This window comes from uncultured Shewanella sp., assembly GCF_947491715.1.
Classification (GTDB): Bacteria; Pseudomonadota; Gammaproteobacteria; order Enterobacterales; family Shewanellaceae; genus Shewanella.
The window spans coordinates 85097-110031 of the sequence record NZ_CANLKR010000018.1; the positions used below are offsets into that span (position 1 = coordinate 85097).

At 39.4% G+C, this 24935-nt stretch carries 21 protein-coding genes; 10 read left to right on the forward strand and 11 right to left on the reverse strand.

All coding sequences use genetic code 11. The features are described 5' to 3' along the window. The first annotated feature begins 1 nt into the window (after position 1). The 3 genes from Q0779_RS13370 to Q0779_RS13380 all read left to right on the forward strand — a co-directional run bounded on the left by Q0779_RS13370 (position 2) and on the right by Q0779_RS13380 (position 5668). The gene (locus tag Q0779_RS13370) at positions 2-3730 is read left to right on the forward strand and encodes a type III secretion system effector BopA family protein (protein ID WP_298773266.1); all 3729 of its coding nucleotides are present in this window, start codon (positions 2-4) and stop codon (positions 3728-3730) included. Between the two features lie 68 nt (positions 3731-3798). Next, positions 3799-4593 carry a hypothetical protein gene (locus Q0779_RS13375; RefSeq protein ID WP_298773267.1) on the forward strand — a complete coding sequence of 265 codons (795 nt, stop codon included), beginning with the start codon at positions 3799-3801 and terminating at the stop codon, positions 4591-4593. A gap of 133 nt (positions 4594-4726) precedes the next feature. Continuing rightward, positions 4727-5668 (forward strand): M14 family metallocarboxypeptidase, encoded by a 942-nt coding sequence (locus tag Q0779_RS13380; protein WP_298773269.1) that lies wholly within the window; start codon positions 4727-4729, stop codon positions 5666-5668. Positions 5669-5736: 68 nt separating this feature from the next. Here the strand turns inward: Q0779_RS13380 and alr are convergent, their stop codons facing one another. The 7 genes from alr to Q0779_RS13415 all read right to left on the reverse strand — a co-directional run bounded on the left by alr (position 5737) and on the right by Q0779_RS13415 (position 13151). Continuing rightward, positions 5737-6813: an alanine racemase gene (gene alr / locus Q0779_RS13385; protein ID WP_298773271.1), complete on the reverse strand. Its 1077-nt coding sequence runs from the start codon at positions 6811-6813 to the stop codon at positions 5737-5739. A gap of 97 nt (positions 6814-6910) precedes the next feature. Continuing rightward, positions 6911-8317 carry a replicative DNA helicase gene (dnaB, locus tag Q0779_RS13390; RefSeq protein WP_298773273.1) on the reverse strand — a complete coding sequence of 469 codons (1407 nt, stop codon included), beginning with the start codon at positions 8315-8317 and terminating at the stop codon, positions 6911-6913. Positions 8318-8978: 661 nt separating this feature from the next. Continuing rightward, positions 8979-9647: a response regulator transcription factor gene (locus Q0779_RS13395; protein WP_298773275.1), complete on the reverse strand. Its 669-nt coding sequence runs from the start codon at positions 9645-9647 to the stop codon at positions 8979-8981. Positions 9648-9953: 306 nt separating this feature from the next. Continuing rightward, on the reverse strand, positions 9954-10757 hold the full coding sequence (locus tag Q0779_RS13400; RefSeq protein ID WP_298773276.1) for a CsgG/HfaB family protein: 804 nt from the start codon (positions 10755-10757) through the stop codon (positions 9954-9956). Between the two features lie 6 nt (positions 10758-10763). Beyond that, the gene (locus tag Q0779_RS13405) at positions 10764-11153 is read right to left on the reverse strand and encodes a curli assembly protein CsgF (RefSeq protein WP_298773278.1); all 390 of its coding nucleotides are present in this window, start codon (positions 11151-11153) and stop codon (positions 10764-10766) included. Between the two features lie 11 nt (positions 11154-11164). After that, positions 11165-11554 (reverse strand): curli production assembly/transport protein CsgE, encoded by a 390-nt coding sequence (locus tag Q0779_RS13410; protein ID WP_298773280.1) that lies wholly within the window; start codon positions 11552-11554, stop codon positions 11165-11167. Positions 11555-11864: 310 nt separating this feature from the next. Beyond that, a complete protein-coding gene (locus tag Q0779_RS13415) occupies positions 11865-13151 on the reverse strand; it encodes an aromatic amino acid transport family protein (protein WP_298773281.1) in 1287 nt (428 codons plus the stop codon). Positions 13152-13535: 384 nt separating this feature from the next. On the opposite strand from Q0779_RS13415, the gene yjjX reads away from it, so the two are divergent. After that, a complete protein-coding gene (gene yjjX / locus Q0779_RS13420; RefSeq protein ID WP_298773283.1) occupies positions 13536-14078 on the forward strand; it encodes an inosine/xanthosine triphosphatase in 543 nt (180 codons plus the stop codon). Positions 14079-14370: 292 nt separating this feature from the next. Here the strand turns inward: yjjX and Q0779_RS13425 are convergent, their stop codons facing one another. Then, the gene (locus Q0779_RS13425; RefSeq protein WP_298773284.1) at positions 14371-14991 is read right to left on the reverse strand and encodes a hypothetical protein; all 621 of its coding nucleotides are present in this window, start codon (positions 14989-14991) and stop codon (positions 14371-14373) included. Between the two features lie 100 nt (positions 14992-15091). Between Q0779_RS13425 and Q0779_RS13430 the strand changes: the two genes are divergently transcribed. The 3 genes from Q0779_RS13430 (at position 15092) to Q0779_RS13440 (ending at position 17924) form a co-directional block, all read left to right on the forward strand. Then, entirely contained in the window at positions 15092-16135 is a 1044-nt protein-coding gene (locus Q0779_RS13430) for an NADP(H)-dependent aldo-keto reductase (RefSeq protein ID WP_298773285.1), read from the forward strand. 97 nt (positions 16136-16232) lie between these two features. Next, complete coding sequence (locus Q0779_RS13435) at positions 16233-17447, forward strand: aminotransferase class V-fold PLP-dependent enzyme (protein ID WP_298773286.1); 1215 nt, start codon at positions 16233-16235, stop codon at positions 17445-17447. Positions 17448-17486: 39 nt separating this feature from the next. After that, on the forward strand, positions 17487-17924 hold the full coding sequence (locus Q0779_RS13440) for a SufE family protein (protein WP_298773288.1): 438 nt from the start codon (positions 17487-17489) through the stop codon (positions 17922-17924). 8 nt (positions 17925-17932) lie between these two features. On the opposite strand, the gene Q0779_RS13445 is transcribed toward Q0779_RS13440, so the two are convergent. From Q0779_RS13445 to Q0779_RS13455, 3 genes are all read right to left on the reverse strand, one after another. Further along, the gene (locus tag Q0779_RS13445) at positions 17933-18796 is read right to left on the reverse strand and encodes an alpha/beta hydrolase (RefSeq protein WP_298773290.1); all 864 of its coding nucleotides are present in this window, start codon (positions 18794-18796) and stop codon (positions 17933-17935) included. Between the two features lie 121 nt (positions 18797-18917). Beyond that, positions 18918-19247, reverse strand: a complete 330-nt coding sequence (locus Q0779_RS13450; RefSeq protein ID WP_298773291.1) for a hypothetical protein — start codon at positions 19245-19247, stop codon at positions 18918-18920. Positions 19248-19618: 371 nt separating this feature from the next. After that, complete coding sequence (locus tag Q0779_RS13455; RefSeq protein WP_298773292.1) at positions 19619-20155, reverse strand: hypothetical protein; 537 nt, start codon at positions 20153-20155, stop codon at positions 19619-19621. Positions 20156-20419: 264 nt separating this feature from the next. Here Q0779_RS13455 and Q0779_RS13460 point away from each other — a divergent pair, with 264 nt between their 5' ends. The 3 genes from Q0779_RS13460 to Q0779_RS13470 all read left to right on the forward strand — a co-directional run bounded on the left by Q0779_RS13460 (position 20420) and on the right by Q0779_RS13470 (position 24747). Next, positions 20420-20782, forward strand: coding sequence for a YgiW/YdeI family stress tolerance OB fold protein (locus Q0779_RS13460; protein ID WP_298773293.1), 363 nt, complete (start codon positions 20420-20422; stop codon positions 20780-20782). Between the two features lie 126 nt (positions 20783-20908). After that, positions 20909-21913, forward strand: a complete 1005-nt coding sequence (locus Q0779_RS13465; protein ID WP_298773295.1) for a cytochrome c peroxidase — start codon at positions 20909-20911, stop codon at positions 21911-21913. Then, positions 21913-24747: a PAS domain-containing hybrid sensor histidine kinase/response regulator gene (locus Q0779_RS13470; RefSeq protein WP_298773297.1), complete on the forward strand. Its 2835-nt coding sequence runs from the start codon at positions 21913-21915 to the stop codon at positions 24745-24747. Before Q0779_RS13465 ends, Q0779_RS13470 begins: the two co-directional genes overlap by 1 nt. Positions 24748-24935 lie beyond the last annotated feature (188 nt).

Here is a 24935-nt window from a genome sequence, read left to right on the forward strand (position 1 = left end):
AATGGCATTAGATTTAAGTCGTTTTTCAAACGTCTCTCAAAATGAACTTTCTGACGCTCCCATGCATGTAAGTGGAACAGATACAGACACTACACTCATCACGGCTAAAATGGGATTTAAGGGAAAAGTCCTCTCAACATTAAGCCGTATTCCCTTACTTAAAGATTTAACTGCAGTACAAGAACATGTTGATAATTCTCAAGTCAAAAATAAAAATGCAGTCACACAATTTTTAGCGGCTATTCGTGTACGCCATGGCGAAGATGTGTCTAATGAAATAGCAAAAAGTGCACTTATTGACGTCAATGGTGCCAAACCCCTCACTGAACGCACAGTTAAAACATTAATGGATTTAGCTGAAACATGCGTAAATATCAAAATCTTACAAACAAAAATTGCAAACCAAGCGAATCCATTGACAGTCAAAGATCTCCCTATAGCGCCTAATGCCCCCAATGAAGAGAATGAGGCTAATTATGTTCATGTTATAGCCGCTCCAGCACCTAAAAAAATACCTCAACAGCCTCAAGTGGCCACTCAGCACCACCAAGACTTTTCTCAAAAGTTATCACAATTTCAACAGTCAACCTTACCTAAAACACTAATATTAGAACAAGGTATATTAAGTGGGGTTGGTAATTGGTTAGTTGGTCATTCCGATCCTAAAATGGAAGCCGTACAAACACAAGTTAATCGTTACAACAACTTACTCACACGTACTAACGTACCACAAGAAATAGCAAGAATTTTGTTAGCAATCGATCCAAAAGCCAAGCACATTATTGATGGCGCGACTCCATTTGAACCTTTAAGAATGGGGCTACAATTAACCGTTGACGCATTAACCGATACACTAACAGCAATCGAAAAGCAGTACCCTAATCTGAAAGAGAGCCCACGACCTGTATTAATACAAAATCTTTATAATGCTGCTCTAGCGGAACGTGATAATATTATTGCATTAGGTCAGAATACTGGGGCCCTGCGTACTATTAATCAATCTTCATTGCATAAAGAGATAAAACAATTTTACAACAGCCTACCCGACACACTCCAATCAGGTCTAACTACTCAACAGTTACACTCTTGTTTCGATCTTTTTCATCAACTCCCCCATGAAGAATCGCAAGCAGCATTAAAAGAGCGTTTAAGTGCAGCAATTTACAACAGAGTCGATTTACCAAAAGTCGAATTTCTCACGCAGTTAATCACACTCTTTTCACCAAATTTAAGCCTTGAAGAAACATTACCTCATCTTAAAGATACTCAACAAGCTGAGGCAGCACTCACATTATTCAACGAATCTAACCGATGGGCTAATGCTTGTTTACAGCAAAATTTAAAAGAAGTGCGCCAAGAGTTTAAACCCAGTCAAAAAGTTGAACAGCTAACTCAACAATTCAAGGTACTAGTAACACCGAGAAAAGAACAACAAAAAGGATTGCTAACACCAGAAATCACACACAACTTATTACAACAGTTAGACCCGAAATCAGGTGTAGAACGCAGCGATATTGGATCTCAAATCATCAATCAATCTAAAGCCGGTTTAGCAGAAGCTGCTCATCAATTTTTAACGATTGAGCAACACCTCGAAAACCAAGCTTCTAAGATGGCCTTATCAATAGCACTAGAAAGTAATCAAGGCGTGACTGAAACTGCATTAATTAAACGTTTTAAACAAGACCCCTCGCAATATATTACTGATTTGGAAACCCTTGTAAAACTTAATACGCAATATATTCAACACTTAGAGCATTTAATTACACAATTGCCAAAAGATGATCTATTCACCAAAGTACTTCAGCAGAAAGTCACGGATATGGAAGCCATTGCTCAATTTAACAAACAACTCCTCACTTCAATGGTATCAACGAACATCGCTTTAAGTCAGGAGATCCCCGTAATTAGAGCACTAAAGCGCACCAAGGCAATTAACCAAGCAATAGTTCAGAGCTCGACGGCACTAAAAAGGACAAAAGCACAAGCAAATCAAGCAAAATATATTGAATTTACAACAAAGTTAAAAAATAAAAACAACCAGCTCAGAGCCATATTGACCATGAAGGCAAAGCTCGATCCTAAGAACCCAAAGGATCAGCAAGCCATAGCGATATTTGATGAAGGAATTCAAAAAAATAAACTCGAATATCACAAAATATTACTCGAGTTAAAGCAATTTGATACTCAAGCGCCTAAATTAGGCAGCTACCCACATCAAGGAGACTATAATAGCCTTGATGCTTGGCAAAGCTGGGCAGGACAGACATTTGCAGGTGAATTGTCCCCTAATTACCAAGCAACCATGCAAGAGCTCATTTTAGAACGGCAACTTGCTAATAATAACATGAGCAGCATAACAGAGGCTTATAGTCACTTATATCAACAGTACAGTGGTGGCGCGCTTGAAAGCATAGAAAACTTGGCCATACCAGAAACGAAAGAAATGGTTGAAAGGGTGAAAACCGCTGTTGCTGACTTACACGCATGGGCAATGAATCACCCAATAGAAGCACGCGAGTTAGCCGGCGATTTAACCCAAGTCTATAACATTATTAGTTCATCACCGGGCACTTTTGGTACTGATTTCGCCAAGTTTGTCAAAACCAGCTGGCAAATAGGCACTGTCGAAAACCAAGTAACTGATGTTCTATTGGGCAAAAGAGCACTTATCCCATCTGAAGCTGGCTTGGAAATGACACCTGAAATGATTGCTCTACTGCATATGGCGCGTATTGCTCCTTATGTTGCAGGTGGCGCTCAGGGCGCATCAGGACAAGGGCTCGGTGCACACCTGTTAACAGGGGTTGCTGGCCATTTCATCCCAGGTGGCAAATTACTAACCGGTGCCATTGGTGGCATCATGGAAGTTAAGGCTCAAAAACTAGCCGCTCAGAAAGTGGTAGAACATCGAGATACTGAAGTCATGGTTAATGCCTTGCTAACTGCAATTCAAGGTACTGATGGCTTAGGCTTAAAAGCGCGAACAGCACGAATGAGCACGTACATGGCACAGCGTAATGCAGTGCAAAGTTTAGGTACCGTTAATCGAGATGTATTTGAAGTTGGAGCTAAAGGCACCGCAACCCGCTTTGTCACTGATATGACTAATTGGTGGCAATTTTCTTCCACTAAAGCCAAAGTCGCTACCTTAGCAATTACCGCTACAAGTATTGTAGGCATGTCGGCAGCCGCGGTCGGATTTGGTTTATTAACCGTCGGAACAGGCGGCGCAGCTGCTATCATTCTTGCTGCAATTTTAGGTGTCGGTGGTGCGACCGCTGGTATATTTACCAGTCAAAGCTTGCTCAACTGGGTCGCCTCACTTCCTTTTGCTGATCCTCTTGGTTTAAAAGAGGCACAAGCGAAAGTAAAAGAAGCCATGACAGAGCAGCGGCTAAATGAAGCGCTTAAACAAATTAAACTCAGTAAATCTGATGCGATAAAGGCGCTAAACATCGATGCTAATAAGAAAGCAGAAATGCTTGAAGCATTGAATAAAGAGTCTGAAAGCACTCAAGGAACTGTATTTCAAAAGCTTATTTTGCAGCAAGCTCAAGAAACACAAACACAACTCGATAATGATATTACCGAGAGCGATCCCAGCATCATTAGAAAAGCACAAGAAGCCCTCAAAGGATATGGCTTTAGTGCAGAACAACTTCAGCATACGCTTAGCACTATGAATCAAGTTTTCTTCTCAACACCTGTAGAAAACGTCAAAATTTAATCAATGGATTAACAGATAACCTATCCAAGTGCCCTCATCAACTGAGGGCACTTTCATTCATTTAATATTTGGCTAAAAAAGGTAATAAAATAGAAACAAGTAATATCGCCACAAGCTTAACGTATCAATTTAATATTTCTGATGACCCATTATCTCAATTAAAAAATTTATTCGATGGAACGGTACTGAATAAAGAGCGTATAAACGATATATTGATAGGTAAGGTGGATAATGCAACAAAATTACACTTCTTTGAAAAAATCATTGATATTCTTTTTTGTGGCAGTCAAAAACATCAAGCAATGGAATACTTAAAAAGTAACCTAAACATGTTTGACTTGAGCAAGGCCACAAAAGAAGAGTATTCAAAACAGCTCATCAATAATTTCAGTGCTTTAAAAGCATTAACTGATGCAGGAAGTAAAGATAAAATCAATATCGACATTAACGATGAAGCGCTAAGCTTTAATATTGATGGATATCGTTTTCAAACCACCTCAATGACAACACAACAGTACCTTCATTATTTACATATGGATAATGAAGGTGATGATTTATTTAAAATTATTGAAAACTTTGAGACCTTAAAATTACTTTTACTTGAAAGTTCCAAAGGAAAAATGTCAATTGAAATGGGGGTGAACTCTATTGAATTTATCATTGATAATCAAAAAATACTTGAATCTGATATTAATTATGAACAATATTGCCAACTCCTAAAAATGGATAATGTGATTCAAAATGAACAAATGGAAAATGCTGACTTTATAAAGGGTGGTATTGATGTTAATCGTTTAGATGATGATACAGGTATATCCGACAATGAGCTTGAGCAATTATTTGAAGATTTCGAAATAGAATAATCGTTATTTCTTTAACAAAGCAGGGAAGCTTTATTCAATCAATAAACGTAATGCCCATAAACAAACCAAGAACATCTTGTTTTTTGTCACGGCTTCACGTTTAATATTTCCAAAGAATATTTGGAAAACAAAAATGGACACTTTATTACCCAAATGGGGCCTAAAGGAAAAAAATGATTGGTTAGCAACGCAAGCAATAAAACGCTCATACCATGAGCAGGTAATAAACCAAATTCATGCGCTCGACAAGCAGTTCACCATTAAACAATATGGCGCTTTATCCTATGATGCAGCCCGCTACCCTCTTTACGTGATAACCACACCCGATTGGCATAAAAACAAGCCGATATTACTGATAACAGGTGGTGTTCACGGCTATGAAACCAGTGGTGTACAAGGCGCTTTAGCTTTTCTGAAACAAGAAGCGCTCAATTACATTGATGCATTTAATATTATTGTTGCCCCTTGCATCAGCCCTTGGGGCTATGAAACCATTAATCGATGGAACCCCCATGCCGTCGATCCTAACCGCTCATTCTATCCTGCCGCCAACACACCAGGCATTAACCATGAGGCTGAAGAGTCACGTTTATTGATGCAATATCTAGCTGGCATTGAACAACCCATACTGATGCACATTGATTTACATGAAACCACAAACACAGACAACACTGTGTTTAGGCCAGCACTCGCAGCAAGAGATGCGACCCCACAAAAAACATGGAATATTCCCGATGGTTTTTACTTAGTCGGCGACAGCAATAATCCACAAGATGCCTTTCAAAAAACAATCATTGATGCCGTGCAACATGTCACTCATATTGCACCTGCTGATAGTGAAAACAGATTAATCGGCGAACCACTCTCACAATTTGGGGTCATCAATTACCCAACCCAAGCATTAGGCCTGTGCAGTAGCGTAACAAACGCTCAATACACCTCCACCACTGAGGTTTATCCCGACAGCCCAAACGTGACTGATGCAATATGTGTTCAAGCACAAGTAACCGCCATTAAAGCAGGAATTGATTACCTGATAAATAATCACGTCAGTAACTCTACTAATATACAATAAAAACACTATACAAAATAAAAAAGGCGTCATAGCATGACGCCTTAATAATCAGCAAAACACAAAAATTGTTAATCGAGACAAACAGCCACTCTTGGCGTCAATTTCGTCACAAGTTCATAAGCAATGGTACCTATATGCTCAGCGACCACCTCAACAGGTAGCTCACTCCCCCACAACACAGCCTCATCACCGACTTGATCGCTAGCATCAATGCCTAAATCGACACTCAGCATATCCATTGATACCCTTCCAACAATGGGGACTAACCGGCCATTTATCCACACAGGCGTGCCCTCGGGGGCATTGCGCGGATAGCCATCACCATAACCGATAGCCACTATGCCTAATTGTGTATCTTGCTTTGCTAACCAATGACTGCCGTAGCCCACCGGCTCGCCCGCTTTATGACGACGTACAGCAATCAATCGAGAAACTAAATCCATCGCAGGAAGTAAACCATGATCTCGACCTAAATCTCCGATCACTGGCGAAACACCATATAAAGCAATACCCGCCCGAACCCAATCGGCTTGCGTTTCTTTCCAATATAAGGTGCCAGCAGAGTTAGCTAACGTACGATGTCCGGGTAGATCGCGAGTGAGCCCAGAAAACACTTCAAATTGAGCCGATGTCATCGGATTATTAGGCTCATCGGCACATGCAAAATGTGTCATTAAATGAACGGGCTTTGCCACATTATCACATTGCATTAACCGCTCATACATTAAGTGAAATTCTTCAGGAGTAAAACCTAATCGATGCATACCCGAATCGATTTTTAACCAAACCTGCACAGGCGAAGAAAGTGTCACTTTCTCTAGCATGTCTAATTGTGAGCTGTGATGCACAACCGTTTCAATATCATGTTCAACAAGTTTATAAAGGTCTTCGGTACGAAACACACCTTCAAGCAATAATAACTTGGCTTTCACCCCACCAGAGCGAAGGATTAACGCTTCTTCAAGTCGGGCTAGCCCAAACCCATCAGCCGTATCTAAACAACTTGCAACATTCAATAATCCATGCCCATAACCATTGGCTTTAACCACGGCCATAACCTGACTACTTGGCGCGATTTCACACAAGCGTTTCATGTTATGTTGCAAAGCAGAACGACTAATTTCAGCACGAGGAAAGGGTTTCAAACAATCACCTAATTTTATCTTTTATTATGAGTTAACGACATGTACGTGAGTACTTTAACCCAATGAACATGCATGGATATTGAATGAGAATAAAAAACTAATCTTCTTCAAATTGTGGTCCTGCATAATTATCAAACCTTGAAAATTGCCCTTGGAACGTCAAACGCACCCGTCCAATGGGACCATTACGTTGCTTACCGATAATAATTTCTGCTGTACCTTTATCTTCAGAATCATCATTATACACTTCATCACGATAGATAAACATAATTAAATCAGCATCTTGCTCAATAGCGCCTGACTCACGTAAATCAGAGTTAACTGGGCGCTTGTCGGCACGTTGCTCCAAAGAACGGTTAAGCTGTGAAAGCGCAACCACTGGAATTTCAAGCTCTTTTGCCAATGCTTTTAATGAGCGAGAAATTTCAGAAATCTCTAAGGTACGATTATCTTTTAATGCTGGTACTTGCATTAATTGCAAGTAATCAATCATGATCATCGACAAGCCTCCGTACTCACGCGCAACACGCCGTGCACGACTGCGAACTTCTGTCGGCGTTAAACCCGAACCATCATCAATATACATTTTGCCTTGCTCAAGCATAATTCCCATGGTCGATGACACGCGTGCCCAATCATCATCATCCAGTTGACCTGTACGGATTTTGGTTTGATCGACTCGGCCAAGTGATGCCAACATACGCATCATAATTTGCTCAGAAGGCATCTCTAAACTAAAGATCAGGACCGGTTTATCTTCGTGTAGCGCGGCTTGTTCACATAGGTTCATTGCAAAAGTGGTCTTTCCCATCGAAGGACGCGCTGCAACAATCACAAGATCCCCCGATTGAAAACCTGCTGTCATGCCATCAAGATCGCCAAAACCACTGGATACTCCAGTCACACCATTAGTGGGGTTATTGTATAACTGCTCTATTTTATCGACGGTTTTCTCTAAAATAGTTTTGATGCCTTCTGGACCTTCATTGGCATTGGTTCTTTGCTCTGCAATTTTAAAAACCTTTGTTTCAGCCAAATCAAGTAGCTCTCCAGAATTACGGCCTTCTGGATTAAATCCAGCATCCGCAATCTCATTGGCGACTTTAATCATATCCCTGACAACGGCTCTTTCTCTGACAATATCGGCATAAGAATGGATGTTTCCCGCACTGGGTGTATTCTTGGCAATTTCACCTATATAAGCAAAGCCCCCAACATCCTCTAGCAAATCTTCAAGCTCTAACTGCTCTGCAACTGTAATTAAATCAATAGGCTGACCGCCACTTACCAGAGCTTCCATTGCGCCAAAAATCATTCCGTGAGCACGGGAATAAAAGTCCTCTTTAACTATCGCTTCAGCCACTTTATCCCACGCATCAGCATCAAGCATCAACCCGCCTAATACCGATTGTTCAGCTTCTATCGAGTGAGGTGGCATTTTTAATGCGTCCATTTGTAGATCGCGGACGGAAGCTTTGGCCTTAAAGGCACCTTGTTGTGACATTGATTCTCCAAAATACAGCAAACATGCAAAGCATGATGTAATACGAGCTTTAAAAACAATAAATTGTAAGCAATGTTGCATGGTTTAATATCACGACATAAGTCGGTATTAGAACGAAAACACAAGGCCTAACACAGCAACATAAACTCTATAGCGCATTATGCAACCGCTATTGTACAGCCTGTTGCCTCAGTGCCCAAGGGTTAAGTGAGGATTATGACACTGCATCATTCTTAATAGATAAAATCAATCGACAAAAATACTAAGATTCAAAATAAAAGAGGGAATAATAAGGGTAGTGAAGTCATCAAGCTCACATGAGGTTAAACACCATCACTGTCGATCACTGTTTGTGATCGCTATTAACGCGTCAGCTTCGATTAATAGCTCGCTATGGTTCGTGAAACTTTACCTTAAATATTGATGAAAAATGCCATAGTTAACCTAAAGCTTAAAAAGGAGTAAGCAAAGCATTGATTTTAAAGTAATCAACAAGTAAAAACCACCCTATCCATTTAAGATTAACAAAAAGATCTTGAGGAAGAGTGAAAAACACTTTACTGAAGTCAATCATCAGCAATAGTTGACGCCTTGAGGTTGATTATTCAGCCTCAAGCACGACACAAATAATAATTACCAATGAACAATCGTCAATAAAATGTTAACTCACATTCAACTCAAATTGGCTTTGGTGAGATTGAGCCCAACGTAATAACTCTACACGATTTCTCGACTGAGTTTTTCTAAAGATAGAAGAAATATGGGCTTTAACCGTATGTTCACTAATACATAGCCGATGCGCAATTTCTTTGTTTCTCGCACCACTGGATACTAGATGGATAATCGTTCTCTCTCGGCTTGTTAGCATTTGAAGCATCACTACCGTATCTTGTAATGCATTTTGTCCACCATCGAGTCGACGAATAAGCTGACTAAAAGTTTGACTTAACAAGACTCTATCAAACCACAGTTCACCTTCAAGCATTTTTCTCAGCGCACTCAATAATAAATCCATTCCCTGATCCGCATACAAGATACCTTTTATCCCTAACAACAATGCAGATTCAGCCTCAATGGTTCCTCTTTCAACTTGATACAAAGCAACAGGATATTGAGAAACTAATTGCGAAGCCAATAAAGGAATACCTTTACTGTCCATCGCAGCCCCTTTCTGTGAAATAAGACAAAAGCCTTGATTAGCATTTTCTGAAGTTAATTCAGAAACTTGTTTGACGACTCGCGTTTTAAAACCAATTGATTCGGCCAATATAGCCAAATGACATGGCGCTGCCAATTGATGAATAAACACTAACTCATCGATTTTACCCATAGGATTGTTCTCCCTGAAAGTTTATCTCTGATCAAACTCACCTCCTGATTGATCAGTATTTTCTCTAGCCTAACAATAGGATTAGCTCGCCTCAAACGACTAAGACACAACATTAATATAACATTTAGCATTAAATTACTAGTAAAGTCTTCAATAACTGTTAAAGAGAGTAAAAAAGAAAAATGCAATACAAAAAAACAATATTTGAGCAGAATAAAATAAAAAAGGATAAAGGCGTAATATGTGAAGAAACTGAGATTAGACACAGTTTCCTCACCAAAAAGTTAACATTTTGTATAATCAGACTTAAGATGCAGTGAGCTCTGATTTATTGTCTTGAACTTTGACATTTAATGGGCTCCAATAACCTAATTCTGTCCCTTGTTCAATTAATTCAGCCACCGCAAGTTCAATGGCTTGCAAGACACAAAATTGCACAGGTTCATTGGTTGTATAGCCAATTTCAGCTTCAGCTAAACGATTAAGGCTTGTATAACGAAATAATCCTGCACGCATTTCTTGAGAATAAACACGTTTTGTTGTCGACACGGACATCATCACTTTTCCAGTATGGACATCAACCGCTCTGAGATAAATGGTGATTTGATCTTCACGGTATAATTCTGATGCTCCAATACCATAATACTCCACACCAACGCCCCCCGTACTAGTATTGGTTTCATAACTAATAATGCCCCCCTCTAATAACAAGCGTGCATCCGTTAAATGAGGGACTTCAGCGGGCTTAGATTTGATCACTTGCTTTTTAATAATTTTTCTTTCTGTTAATAAATTTTGTAACCCTTCTCGCTCAACGGGTGAGAACCATTTTGAATCCAACAAGGTTTGCACTAACATTGAAGTCGCCCCTTGAGTCACTGCAGTTGAAAAGGAACTGACATTTTGTTGTGGCTTATATTGACCAGTCTGATCACGAAAAGAATACACAGCAACAGGAATAGGGTATTTAGGCTTAGGCTTACTCTGCAGCGCTTTCATTGTATCGCTGATCGTGTTCAACTCTGCAGGCGTCACGTTTAACACAGGTTTTGGAAATAAACTGCAACCAGATAGACAAAGTAAACCAATAAAGGGAAGTATTTTTTTCATTATTATTTACCCAAAATCCGACATTCTAATAATCGTCACTTCAGTCGGATCTAATACATTTGTTATTGTGATAACCGTATCACCACCTAAGGACACGATATCAATTAAGTAATCACCCGATGTAAAGGTACCATTCTCTATTTCACCATTTGTGACACCTCGAGTAATTTCGCTGATCATGTTCCTCTCTAACGACTCTTGAAAACGCGTAACAAAATCATCTTCATTACCTTCTTCGGTATGATCATTTTGCGCATTCGCTTTATTTAATAAATACGATCCAAGAAGAGGATTTCCGCCAAAACTGGGGTTCAATGGGGTATACACTAATTCTGTTGCTTGTAAACCTGCACTTGATAACCATGCAGCTGCTACCATTAACATCCTGATGTTCATTATTCTCATTCCTAAAAACCATCATTGACTGTCGACAACTCACCGGCCATTGCACTTGCTCGAATTCGAGCAATATGGTCAATTGTCAATAAAATAGCTTGTTCGGCTCTTTCCTTTATAGGGTTGGCTCGGCGTCCGAAATGAGTCACATAAATTTTTTCGCCATTAAGTTCTAACGTTAATTCTGTGCCCGCTTGTGGAAATACGGTTTCATAAAGCGTCACATTGAAACCTTGGGTAAAAGGTAAACTGCGCCAATAACTAGAATAATAAAAATTAAAATCTTTACCAAATCGCGTTAAGGTTCTGTCTATCACTAACCCACTGATCTCAATATCATCATCAGCTGACAATACCGGCCAAGCTAAACAAAAACTTAATAATAAGGTCACTAACCTCATTTCTCCTCCGACATCCCTGTAAACTGCCTTTGAAATTTTACGATAAATATAGGGAAGTGAAACATTCCTTGTGACCAGTGAACCTCAAATTATCGATAAATAACACTCCCTTATAAAAAAATAACCCTTTGGAACTAGTTCTTTTGTACTAGTTGGATACCCTCTCCCATTTCAAGAAAATAACCAATAAATGTAGTTCAGAATAAAATAAAACACATAAAAAAAATGAATAGCCTTAACAAAAGGCTATTCATTTCAAAATAGAACGCGCAAACTCAAATAATTTTAAATAACTTAGCTGATATACCCGTTAAAATAAACCGAGCAAAATGGCTGTAATTGACAACAATCCTGCAAATATAACAAATAGATTACTCAAACGTCCTCTATAGGCTTTTAATGCTGGCACTTTATAAATGGCGTACATCGGCATAAGATACAATATAGCAGCAATAACGGGGCCACCTAAAGACTCAATCATTCCTAAAATACTAGGGTTCAGTATGGCGACTCCCCAACAAGTCAAAAACATAAAGGCAATAATGAATTTATCAATTTTGGGTGTCGCAGTTTGTTGAGCATCCACCTTAAATTGCTTAGTGATCAGTCCTTTTAACCCTTCTCTTGCACCCATATAGTGTCCAAAGAAAGATGAAATAATGGCAACAAAAGCAATAATGGGACCGAAATAACTCACAAAATCACTTTGGTGCATATTGGCTAAATAAGAAAGGATCGGTAAATTATGAGTTTTAGCTTCCGTCAATTGAGTCGGCGATAGTGACAATACGCAGGAAAAAACAAATAACATCACAAATCCCACCAACATCAAGGTGGTATTACGCAAAATAACATCAGCTTTAGCTGCGGCATGTTCTCCATGCTCTCGTTTTAGTGACACTGAAAACTGTGAAATAGCCGGTGAATGATTAAAGGCAAAAATCAATACAGGTATCGTTAACCAAACGGTACTCAAGAAGTCACCTGTTGAAGGGACGCTCAGTAAAGCATCGATTTTCCAATCAGGTATCAGATAAAGAGACATAAAAGCCAATATCCCCACGAGAGGATAAACAAGCAGCTGTGTGACCTTCAACATAAATTGCTCCCCCGCCATCATCACAGACATCATCGCAATGATCAGCCCTCCTGATAACAACCAGCGAGGGGGGGAAGTTAACCCTAATTGATGAACCATAAAGCTATCAACGGTATTAGTGATACCAACAGCGTAGATAAGCACAATAGGGTAAATAGCTAAAAAATAAAGTAAAGTAATAGCTCTGCCCGCTCCTTCACCAAAATGCTCTGTCACCACTTCTGTGATATCACTGTTTTTTTTAGCCGATGAACAAACAAACCGTGATAAACCACGGTGAGCTAAATACGTCATAGGGCCAATTAATGCTGCCATCAATAACAAGGGCCAAAAGCCTCCCATTCCGGCATTAATCGGTAAAAATAAAATACCCGCTCCAACTGCAGTACCAAATAGACTTAACATCCATGTAGTATCTTTTGTTGTCCAAGTCGCTGAGTTAACATTATTTTGTGTACTTATCAGTACATCTTGATTTTTTATCTGTTCTCTATGCATCCATCCACACCTTGTAAAAATAACCTCTAAAACCAATATTCAATCAATGATATTGTTATCTGTATATTCGCTGAATAGGCGATCGAGGGTATACCAATGGATTCCGCAACAAAAGAAATGAGCCGTACTTTATTCCAACATATGTCATTAATTGTTCAACGGCAACAAAATGAAACCAATATCGACAAAAAATACAACAAAACATACAAGTAAAAACAGTTATAAAACAAAATAAACACAAATAAATACCGTAAAAGATCTTATTTAAAATAAAAAATGCTCGCTTGAACAGCAAATGACATTGTATGCTTGTTTAAACCGTTAAAAACAATTAGAGATTTTTAACTCTACATTATTTCAATTAGTTACCTAATGAAGTGAAAAATGAAAACCACACTAAATATCATCGTCGGCTCTACAAACCCTGTCAAGATTAATGCTGCCAAAAACACTATTGCCACTTTCTATCCAAACGCAATCATTCATTGCCAAGGGGTAAAAGCCCCCTCTTTAGTCGCAGAACAACCCATGACAACGGCAGAAACAAAACAAGGTGCTATCAATAGAGTAAAATATTGTCAGTCTCATCATGACGCTGACTTTTACTTTGCCATGGAGGGAGGGGTCGATTTATTTGAGCATGGTCCAGCCACATTTGCCTATTTAGTCATTGCCACAAAAAACACCTTATCAGTTGGCAGGAGTGCTTCTTTACCCCTGCCTCTCAGTGTTTATCAAGCATTAGAACAAGGTGAAGAATTAGGTCTTGTGATGGATAGACTATTCAATACACACAATATCAAACAACAAGGCGGGGCAATAGGGCTACTCACTCACCAAAAAGCCACCCGTGAAAGTACATACACACAAGGACTCATTCTCGCAATGGCACCACTGCTAAACCCTATGTTATTTGAAAGTCATTAGGGCCTGTTGATCTTTAGTGATGATTTCTCCAGCAGTTTGTGGGGTCTGTATACAAGGCAGAGCTTATGTAGTGTAGTTATTCTCGGCTTTGGTTCAAACGTCGCTCTCCCCTATCCATGGGGTCGTACATCAATAAGCGATAACGCTGTAAAAAGGGACCGTAAACGCTGTCCTCATTCTTTTATAAAGCAGGCTCCAGCTAAAGGTGTTTTACTCTTTGTTGAGAGCCCCCTTTGTTAAAGAAAAAGGGCTTAGAATGACTAGCCATCACCTCTCTCGAAGCGATTAACGCTCACATAGTCGCCTTAATCGCAAGCTTTATTCCTTCAACACAAGTATGCAATGACATGCTCGGCTGCCCGATATATTCAGGTAAAGCCGCTTTTTTTGGCAACATAGGCAGATTTATCCAACCTGAAGGGATAGATAACTGATGTATCGCAAGATAATGTAACACACCATAAAAAACATGATTGCCATAAGCAGCGCCATTTGAATCTGAAATATTAGCAGGAACACCATTTTCTCTCATCTCATTGAGCATCACTTGGATCGGCAATTGGCTAGCATAAGCCACAGGTCCAGACATAGACGTAAACTCATTATTCACATTCATTTCATTGATGTCGTCGATCCGATCACCTTTTGCATCATTGAAATTATGTGCAATACGCTCAAGTGATATCATACTTTGACCGATACTTTCCCCCATCATAATAATCACGTCAGGTTTAAACTCTGTCATTGCTAAACACACAGCTTCAATTGAATCAAAAAATGTTTCTTCTATTAACTGAGAATAAATATGAATTTTTCCCTCTTGCGTACCATGTAACGTGTCAGCAACAGACTGAGCTGAATAAGTATATCGAGGAGCATGTGCTTCAAAAGCGGTGAGTAATACTTTTTTCATGGCATCTTTCAACCTGAATGTTAAAGAGGGCTTTATTTAGTCTAGCCATAAAATCGAAAGCTTGATAACTTAAAGACATAGCAATGCAATGGACTCATCTATGGAATATCGCCGCCTATCCCATTCAAATTTAATCGTCAGCCAATTATGCCTAGGTACGATGACTTGGGGAGAACAAAACTCCCAGCTTGAAGCCTTTAAACAACTCGATTTTGCCATAGAACAAGGTATCAATTTCATCGACACAGCAGAAATGTACCCCGTTCCTCCCAAAGTGGAAACCCAAGGAGAGAGTGAACGAATATTAGGGCGCTACCTTAAACAAAAAGGTAACCGACATGATTTAATTATCGCCACTAAGGTTTCAGCACCAGGAGAGAAAAGTCAACATATACACCCTCAACAAGCGCTTAATTGGCAAAATATACACCAAGCGGTTGATAAGTCACTTGAACGATTGCAAATTGAGACTATTGATTTGTATCAAGTACATTGGCCTGATAGAAATACCAATTTTTTTGGCCAGTTGGGCTATGAACAACAAGATGAACATGAACAGCTCACCCCCATAATTGATACATTAGAGGCGCTTTCTGCATTAGTGGACGCAGGAAAAATTCGCTATATTGGCGTATCCAATGAAACAGCTTGGGGCTTAATGAAATACCTGCAACTGGCGGATAAACACCAGCTGTCAAAAATAATCAGTGTGCAGAATCCTTATAATTTACTCAACCGCAGTTTTGACATTAATATGGCCGAGGTCAGCCATCGAGAAAACCTCCCTTTATTGGCTTATTCCCCCCTTGCTTTTGGTATGTTGACAGGGAAATACTTAACAACCCCCTTTCCTTCAAATTCGCGATTGCAATTATTTAAGCGTTTCAATCGATATAATCGACACGATGTCGCCATCAACGCCACTCAAGCGTATGTAGATCTCGCTCAACGCTTTTCACTCACTCCAACTCAAATGGCACTCGCTTTTGTCAACTCTCGACCTTTCATCGCCAGCAATATTATCGGGGCGACTCAGCAATCTCAACTAGAAGCTAATATCGACAGCCTTAAATACACAATCACACCAGAAATAATGCAAGCAATTGATGAAATAAATCAAATTTATCGTATTCCTTGCCCATAATAAGCTTGAATATATACCCATTGCACTTGCATTCAATCAACAGATCTTAGAAGATCGGTTCAGCTGACTCATTCATGAACATTTTTGGACTGCATTAATGGATTTTACCCAAGTGCGTACTCAGTTTCCCACACTGGCACAGACCCTCAATGGTTACCCCTTGTGTTATCTCGATACCGCTGCCACAAGCCATAAGCCTCATCAAGTTTTAGAGGCCATGACACAGTTTTATCGCAACACAAATGCCAATGTTCATCGAGCTGCTCATCAATTATCCAGTCAAGCAACACGAGAATATGAAGCTGTTCGCGATCAAGTCATGCACTTTATTCATGCTAAACAACGAGAAGAAATCATTTTTACCCATGGCACCACCGAAGCCATTAACATGGTCGCTAATGGTCTCGTACACTCGATTCGTTCTGGACAATATATCTTGATCGACAGCCTTGCGCACCACGCCAATATCGTTCCTTGGCAGGTGATTGCCGCACAAACAGGCGCCATAATCAAGCCCATACCGCTGACCGCAGAGGGCCGATTGGACACAGTAGCGTATGAAGCATTGCTCTCACACAATCCAGCCATCGTTGCGCTTAGCCATGTGTCTAATGCGCTAGGGGTTCTCAATCCTATCGAAACACTCATTCAAAAAGCCAAAGCAGTGGGGGCAATAACGCTTGTCGATGGGGCTCAGGCAGTGGCACATTTAGACATTGATGTGCAGCAGATTGGTTGTGATTTTTATGCTTTTTCTGGCCATAAAATGTATGGGCCAACAGGCATTGGTGTCCTCTATGGTCGCTTTCACAAACTGGACTCTCTCACACCTTTAATCACGGGTGGAGAAATGATCAAATCAGTGACCTTTAAACATACCGAATACAATGTGTTACCCAACCGATTAGAAGCTGGCACGCCTCCCATAGCAGAAGTGATCGGGCTAGGGGCTGCAATTTCATTTTTAACCCACATATCGCAGCCCAAACGTTCAGAACATGAAATAAGCTTATTGCATTATTTGCAAAATAAACTGTCAAACCTTGAAGGGATCACGCTTTATGGCGCCCATAGCGACAATGTTGGGGCAGTAGCGTTTAATTTACATAATGAACATCATCAAGATGTTGGTGCATTACTCGATCAACAAGCCATTGCTATCCGCTGTGGTCATCACTGTGCGATGCCATTAATGCAAATTTTAAATATCAAAGGTTGCTGTCGCGCCTCCATTGGGATTTATACCAACAAACAGGACATAGATCATTTTATTGATGGGCTTAAAACCGTTCAAGATATGTTATACCCGTAACTGATGAATCCCCAATCATCCAACATTATAGAGGTTTTCGTGAATTCCGACATTTTCTTCCCCCTCACATTAAATGCTGAGCAAATATTAGCTCGTTTCAATGATGCAAAAAATTGGCAAGAACGTTTTCGTCAGTTAATGTTGCTTGCAAAGCAATTGCCCAAGTTGGCTGAAGAATATCAAACACCGAATGCGAAAATACAAGGATGTGAAAGCGATGCCTGGCTTTATCACTATGAAGAAAAAGGTCGTCACTTTTATATGGGCGACAGCGATGCCAGAATAGTCAGAGGACTTATCGTATTATTACTCATTGCATACAATGGTAAAAACACGAAAGAAATTAATGATTTTGACCATCATCAGTATTTTGAACAACTCGGCTTAAGTGGGCAACTCAGTCCTTCTCGAAGCAATGGACTCCATGCATTAATTAATGCCATAAAGCATTATGCAAACACCAATACCGCCACTTAACGCGCTCCCTAAGCCACACTATCAGATTGTATGAAGTCGTGTAAAATACGATTAAAGCGAAATGGATTTTCAAAAAACATAAAATGCTTACCCCCCTCATGCTCTTCAAAATAAACAATTTTTGACTGGGGGAGTTGCTCCGCAATCCATTGTTGAGAGCGCCAAGCAGTAAGACTCGCTCGACCAGAAACAACCAAACAGGGTAAGGTTATTCTTGGAAAGAGATCGCGCCAGTCTTGATGATAATTACTGTAAAAAAGTTTAGCCGCCTGTTTCAGCGGGAATTTAAGACGAGATTGAAGAACACTCTGGCGCTTTTCAGGGCAAATATCTTGTGAAAGCATACACTTCAATACTGTTTGGCGGTATTTATCCCCTTCACAACTTTTAATCACATTCATCACATCTAACACATTCATAGGATCCACTAAAGGGCCATAAGAGTGCATTTCTAACGGTGACCAAATAGGGTTTGACACTAACACGGGAGGCATATCAACCATCACTAGTTTAGATAATAACGCCTCGCCAAATAAATCCCAAAAGCACAACATAACAGCTGAGCCCATAGCGTGGCCAACAAGAACAATATCCTCTAATTCTAAAAAACAAATTAGTTCATATAAATCCTTTGCCAACCTAGGAATGCGATAACCATACTCAACCTGTTCAGATAAACCATGACCACGCATATCCAGTGCAATCATTCGGTAATCATGCTGCAAAGCTTCAATTTGATATTTAAACTCTTCCACACTTTGAGACCAAGCAGGAAGCATCACTATCGGCGTGCCACTTCCGCAATCGATATAATGCAATTTAACATCATCTTGAGTGGTAAAATATCGGCTTACAGTCAACTGAAAAGCCATAGTTGATACCTCAAAATTGTCCAATAAAGATCGATTCTCCACCTATTTAATATTTATATCTGTAGTACTTCATTCGGTTAATACATGATGACTTTAAAAAATTCAATTACTCCATCAAAGATCAATAACTTTCCTCGTGGATCACTAAAATTTGATTATAATGATCACCAGAATAAGTCAATAATTCGTCAATTTCAGATAATGCCCAATTTGCATGAGAGTGGGAATGATAGCCGTTAGCCGATTCATAGCCTAAAGCTGCATTAATATGGAATTTTATACCTTGAATACGGTGATTAACCCACTCATTATAAGCATTTCTTTCTAAGAAGTTTTTCACAAACAACTCTGTCGCAGAGAAAACAGCCGCCTTCTCAAAACCCGTTTCCGCATTTTTAGCAAGCAAACAAAGAGACTTTAATTGCTTAACGAATTGATTTGGAATATGCATTCCTCCCCCCCCCTCATTTCGGCAAATAACGCTATATAAACTAAGCTAACACATATTCTTTTTTAGGTGAATTACTCAACTCAAACTTGGCATGCTCTTACTGATAATTGTTAATTTTCAGAAATGAGTAAAATTGTGACAATCTTTTGTTTCAGCATGTTACCGGTCATGCAAAATTAACAAACCTATACTAAAGCTTGTATTTTATTCTTTAATATACAAAGAGTTTGAATAAAGACAATCCATCCAGACACAATGATAAACAATATCACCACTTTAGCTAACACTTATAACCCTTGAATATCAAAAAAAACAAATAACCAATAAGGTTATCGTTAAAAACACATTCAGTTGAACTGAATGTGTTTTTATCAGCCAATAGCTGAACGAGAGAGTTTCTCTCCCCAGGCCCAAGCAAGAGATAATTCAAAATGACTCAAGGGGGCTCCCCCTTCAGGAAATTCATCGATAAAAGGCGTCATTATTATGCCTATCCAAGGAAGCATTGGCTTGACCACATCGGGAGGGCGGTGATAGATAGCATGATAACAATCCACTAATTCATTCCAATATAAAGTATCATTCTCCTTAAAAGCGATGAAAAAAATCATTAAAGTGGCCAAACTATTTCCATGAAAAGGTCTCCCTTTTACATGAGGCCCCATGGGAGCATATAGCGTGCCTTTCAACGCATCCCCCACGCGGTGACATTGAAATTGTAAATGGGAGAGGCTCTGATCTGTCACAGGCATAGGCTCATGGCGAGCTAATGATAAGTTAATCCCTCTTTTTGCTGCATCAATCGCGTGCCTCGGGCATGAAAATCGATTATAACATTCATTATTCCCTGAATGAAAAATCACCTTTTCAATAGCAGTTTTATGTTTACATTGATTAAAAGCAGACATCTCTCACCACCAATATAAAACTTCCATGAACTTAAATCATAGTTGACTTAATGTAAAATGAAAAAACATATTCAAAAACGTTTGCCGACTCGTTCACACACGCTTCAATCAAAAAGACTATTCCAAATGACATCCATGGAACTTCAATAGACAAATTGGCGAGAATGTTTTATTGGCATTCTACAATATGTCCATCTATTGTTATCTATTCAATCCTCCCTCCTTTTAATATTACACAGTAAAAGTCAACATAAGGAAAAGAACATGAATAAATTATTTGTCAGCCTCATGCTATTCATCTTTAGTTCTGTATTCACTGTCACAACGTTGGCTGAATCAGGTGGGTTTGTCGGCCCAATGAAAGACAATATAACTACCGTCAAAGAAGCATTAGATGCCGAAGATGATACTCAAGTGACATTAACAGGTTATATCACTAGCTCATTAGGTGATGAAAAATATCACTTCAAAGATGACACAGGTGAAATGGTCGTCGATATCGATGATGATGATTGGAATGGGCTCAAAGTCACTCCAGAAACAAAAGTCATCATACAAGGCGAAGTTGATATGGATGGCACTAATATTAAAATTGATGTCGACACTATCGATGCCGCCGCACAATAAACAGCCCAGTCCTCCGACGTCTCAATGCATGGCATTCAATAACAAACTATCATCAATAAATCTGAATTATACCTGTGATATGTTCTAAAATAAAACTAGCATTGATGAAACCAAGGATGCCATTCAATGAAAGTTGATTACAGGTGGGGGATAGCACTATCAATTGTTCTCGGATTTAGTCTTTATCTGTACATCACTTTCCGTGAACCGCTCATTAATCCCGCTCCCCAGCCAACTACGGTTAATTTTAATCAAGCTATTTCCCCCATTCCACTGCCGAACATAAAACCTGATGATAAGCATAAATTACAGCTTGGTTTACGCTTATTTCTCGACCCTCGTTTATCGTCAAACAATCAAATCAGTTGTGCTTCTTGCCATAACCTCTTTATCAATGGCGCTGAAAACACCCAAGTATCAACCGGCGTTTTAGGTAAAGGTAACCGCAACTCACCCACTGTGTTTAACATCGCCTTCAATACCCGTTTTTTTTGGGATGGGCGAGCGGCCAGTTTACATGAACAAATTGACGGTCCCGTGCATCACCCTCTTGAAATGAACAGTAATTGGAAAGACATTAGCTCAACGGTTCAGTCAGATAACACGTATCAAACAGCATTTAATCAAGAATATAATGGCGAAATTAATGAGCAAACCATAAAAGATGCCCTTATCCGTTTCATGCAAGTGCTCAATACCCCCGGTGCTGATTTCGATCGCTATTTATTAGGGGATCAAACAGCCATGTCACAAACCGCTATAAATGGCTGGAAAAAGTTTCAAAGCTTAGGGTGCATTTACTGTCATCAAGGGCAAAATGTAGGGGGAAATATTTTTCAAAAATTCGGTCATGTTGAATCCATTGACGCCAACGCGAGTGACTTAGGCCGCTTTGCTATTACTCAGGAAGAAAATGATAAAAATGTCTTTCGTGTGCCTAGCCTACGCAATGTCGCCATCACGCCACCTTACTTCCATGATGGCAGAGCGGCAACGTTAGAAGAAGCAATTACTCTCATGGCAAAAGCCCAACTAGGACAAGACCTCGATCCCATTACCCTACTTGAGCTATCTGCCTTTCTGAATGCACTCAGTGCTCCTCTTCCTCCAGCATTAAAGGCATTACAATAATGAAAGCACATCATCACAATGTTATGAGTGGGCTACTTATTACGGTCTGTACCTTGCTTTTAATGAGTCTCGCTATCTTATTCACTAAAATACATCTCATCAAACAATATCATCATGCCTACGTCGATTTAACCCATCAAATACTATCGACCAGAGATGCTGTTTTTAAATTCCAAGTCGGCGATCAAAAAAATTATGACAGGATTTCACAAGCACTACTGCAATCAGAACGGCAAGCCACTCAAATTGAAACTAGCCTGTCTGATAATAATCTCCATTATATTGCCTACTTGCTCATTGGTGGGAAATCCATTGAAATGGAAAGTCAACATTTAACAACGGCAATATCACAACTCATTAGTGAACTTGAAACCTTATTGAGATTGATGATTTCACAAGAATATTCTGGCAATACCATAAACTTATTACAGAAGAAGCTATTCAATAATAATCCAAACCTTCAAGACAAGTTACAAATTTTATCCTTATTAAATGGTATAGAAAACCCTCAAGCATTTTCACCAATGTTATCAAGTAACAATACCTATACCAGCCTCAATAACCACCTTAAACTTGCTAACGATGTCAAACTCAATATCGAGCAAAAAAATATCAGTATCCTTAATAATCAAGTGCGTCATTTACTCGAAAATAATACCTTTACTTGGTTAGAAAAAACAGAAAATACCAAACAAGCTATTTTTATCGCCTTATTATTATTGGCCCTAACATTGTTCAGTTATTACATTCTACAATTTAAACTAAGAGCACAAAAAGAACTGCATATTCAACAAACCTTAGTCAATATAGAAAAAGAAAAGCATCAATTAGCACTCGTTGCCGAACATGCCCAAGATGCCATTATTATCACAGATGAAAAGGGACAAGTGACATGGGTTAATCAAGCCTTTACTGTGTTATCTGGCTATTCACTCAATGATATGCTCAATCGAAAACCAGGAGAAATATTACAAGGCAGTGACACTGACAAAAACGAAATTAAGCAGCTCAGCCATGCCATCAAGCAAACAAAACCGATTAAAACAGAAATCATTAACTATCACAAAAATGGTGATCCCTACTGGATAGACATCGCAATAACGCCCATTTTTAATGATGAAGAGCAGTTAAGTAACTATATTGCAGTGGAAAGAAATTGCAGTGAGAGAAAAAAAATGCAATCGGACTTAGCCCAAGCCGTTAAAACAGCCGATGCTTCCAATGCGGCAAAATCCACCTTCTTAGCCACCATGAGCCACGAACTGAGAACCCCACTCAATGGTATCTTGGGCATGGCACAAATTGTCGAATCCAATTTATCCGAGCCCACTCAACGAAAGCAACTGCAAATTTTACTGGAATCAGGTAACCACCTCACCTCACTATTAAATGACATTTTAGACTTTTCGAAAATTGAACAGAATAAGTTAGAATTAGAAAATGAGCTTTTTGGCTTTAACAATGTGATTGATCCTATCATTAATACTTACGGTCCCATTTGCGACGAAAAAAATATTAAGCTCATACTCAATAATGACATTAGTGAAAACCAAGCTTTTGAAGGTGATAAAGCCAGAATACGCCAAGTCATTTATAATTTACTCAGCAACTCTGTGAAATTCACCCATGAAGGCAGTATTACCTTAAGCTTTAGTCAAGTCACACGACAGAATAATGAAGGAGTAAATATCACCTTAGCCGACACAGGTATTGGTATAAGACAAGAACGTCTTGACACTATTTTTAATCCTTTTATACAGGCTGAATCATCAACAACGCGTCAATATGGAGGCACAGGCTTAGGCCTCTCCATTGTTAAACAGCTAGTCGAACTCATGGAAGGAAACATCAGTATTAGCAGTAAAGTCGGTAGCGGAACCACTTTCGATATTTTTATCGTTCTAAAACAATCAGACAAACCACTCCCTAACGTTCAACAGCAAAAAGAGTCCATTAAAGATTTACCTCAGAATCTCACTATTCTTATTGCAGAAGACAATAAAATCAATGCATTAGTAGCAAAAACTTTTTGTCAGCGCCTAGGACATAAAGCCACCATTGCCAATGACGGACTCGAAGCCGTTAACCAACTAAGAGAAAATGACTTCGATCTCATCATCATGGATAATCATATGCCAAAAATGGACGGCATAGAAGCCACGATAGCCATCAGGCAAGAGTTGAAAAAAACCACCCCTATTTTTGCCTGCACCGCCGACGTTTTTCAAGAAGCTCATGACAGTTTCATTGAAGCGGGAGCCAACCATGTACTCACCAAGCCACTGCAAGAACAGAGCTTTATGGATGCATTACATCAACACGCTGAATTAATTGCTCATCACAATATTGCTGATAACCCGCATCAAAATCAGATTATTAACGAAAATGATAAGACGGCAACGCCCCCAGAAACAGCGCATATCATCGCCTTATCTCGCCACATAAAGAGCCAATTAAACCTAACCGAAGCAGAAATAAAACTTGATCATTTACAGAGCATTAGCCAAGCACATCACATGCCATTAAACACCTTAATTAATGCATTTCAAAGCAATGCCGAAAATATGATCTCAGAGATAATACAGTCTGTTGAAAATAAAGATGTCCACAAAGTTTATCTCATTAGCCAGCACATACATGCCCTCGCCACTGAATATAAATTAACACGCATCCTCAAACAAATTCAGAGCCTTTCTTCCGACTCATTAGAAAATCAATTACCCGCCTTAGAGCCTATGCAACATCTGATCAATTTACTGGAAGTGAACATACATCAAGCACGGCGTTTCATCATCAAATCATCAATGAAAAAAAATAAAGATGCTGACGGCTAAGTCACGTTACCCACATCCACATCATCCGCTTCCATCGACAACATGTGATCAATTTACTGGAAGTCCATATGCATCAGGCATCAAGCATCAAGCATCAAGCATCAAGCACGACGTTTCATCATCAAATCATCAATGAAAAAAAATAAAGATGCTGACGGCTAAGTCACGTTACCCACATCCACATCATC

Excerpts from the sequence above, each read along its gene's own strand:
- Q0779_RS13370 (WP_298773266.1), top strand. The coding sequence starts at position 2 with ATGGCATTAGATTTAAGTCGTTTTTCAAACGTCTCTCAAAATGAACTT.
- Q0779_RS13380 (WP_298773269.1), top strand. The coding sequence starts at position 4,727 with ATGGACACTTTATTACCCAAATGGGGCCTAAAGGAAAAAAATGATTGG.
- dnaB (WP_298773273.1), bottom strand. The coding sequence starts at position 8,317 with ATGTCACAACAAGGTGCCTTTAAGGCCAAAGCTTCCGTCCGCGATCTA.
- Q0779_RS13395 (WP_298773275.1), bottom strand. The coding sequence starts at position 9,647 with ATGGGTAAAATCGATGAGTTAGTGTTTATTCATCAATTGGCAGCGCCA.
- Q0779_RS13400 (WP_298773276.1), bottom strand. The coding sequence starts at position 10,757 with ATGAAAAAAATACTTCCCTTTATTGGTTTACTTTGTCTATCTGGTTGC.
- Q0779_RS13405 (WP_298773278.1), bottom strand. The coding sequence starts at position 11,153 with ATGAACATCAGGATGTTAATGGTAGCAGCTGCATGGTTATCAAGTGCA.
- Q0779_RS13410 (WP_298773280.1), bottom strand. The coding sequence starts at position 11,554 with ATGAGGTTAGTGACCTTATTATTAAGTTTTTGTTTAGCTTGGCCGGTA.
- Q0779_RS13415 (WP_298773281.1), bottom strand. The coding sequence starts at position 13,151 with ATGCATAGAGAACAGATAAAAAATCAAGATGTACTGATAAGTACACAA.
- yjjX (WP_298773283.1), top strand. The coding sequence starts at position 13,536 with ATGAAAACCACACTAAATATCATCGTCGGCTCTACAAACCCTGTCAAG.
- Q0779_RS13425 (WP_298773284.1), bottom strand. The coding sequence starts at position 14,991 with ATGAAAAAAGTATTACTCACCGCTTTTGAAGCACATGCTCCTCGATAT.
- Q0779_RS13430 (WP_298773285.1), top strand. The coding sequence starts at position 15,092 with ATGGAATATCGCCGCCTATCCCATTCAAATTTAATCGTCAGCCAATTA.
- Q0779_RS13435 (WP_298773286.1), top strand. The coding sequence starts at position 16,233 with ATGGATTTTACCCAAGTGCGTACTCAGTTTCCCACACTGGCACAGACC.
- Q0779_RS13445 (WP_298773290.1), bottom strand. The coding sequence starts at position 18,796 with ATGGCTTTTCAGTTGACTGTAAGCCGATATTTTACCACTCAAGATGAT.
- Q0779_RS13450 (WP_298773291.1), bottom strand. The coding sequence starts at position 19,247 with ATGCATATTCCAAATCAATTCGTTAAGCAATTAAAGTCTCTTTGTTTG.
- Q0779_RS13455 (WP_298773292.1), bottom strand. The coding sequence starts at position 20,155 with ATGTCTGCTTTTAATCAATGTAAACATAAAACTGCTATTGAAAAGGTG.
- Q0779_RS13460 (WP_298773293.1), top strand. The coding sequence starts at position 20,420 with ATGAATAAATTATTTGTCAGCCTCATGCTATTCATCTTTAGTTCTGTA.
- Q0779_RS13465 (WP_298773295.1), top strand. The coding sequence starts at position 20,909 with ATGAAAGTTGATTACAGGTGGGGGATAGCACTATCAATTGTTCTCGGA.
- Q0779_RS13470 (WP_298773297.1), top strand. The coding sequence starts at position 21,913 with ATGAAAGCACATCATCACAATGTTATGAGTGGGCTACTTATTACGGTC.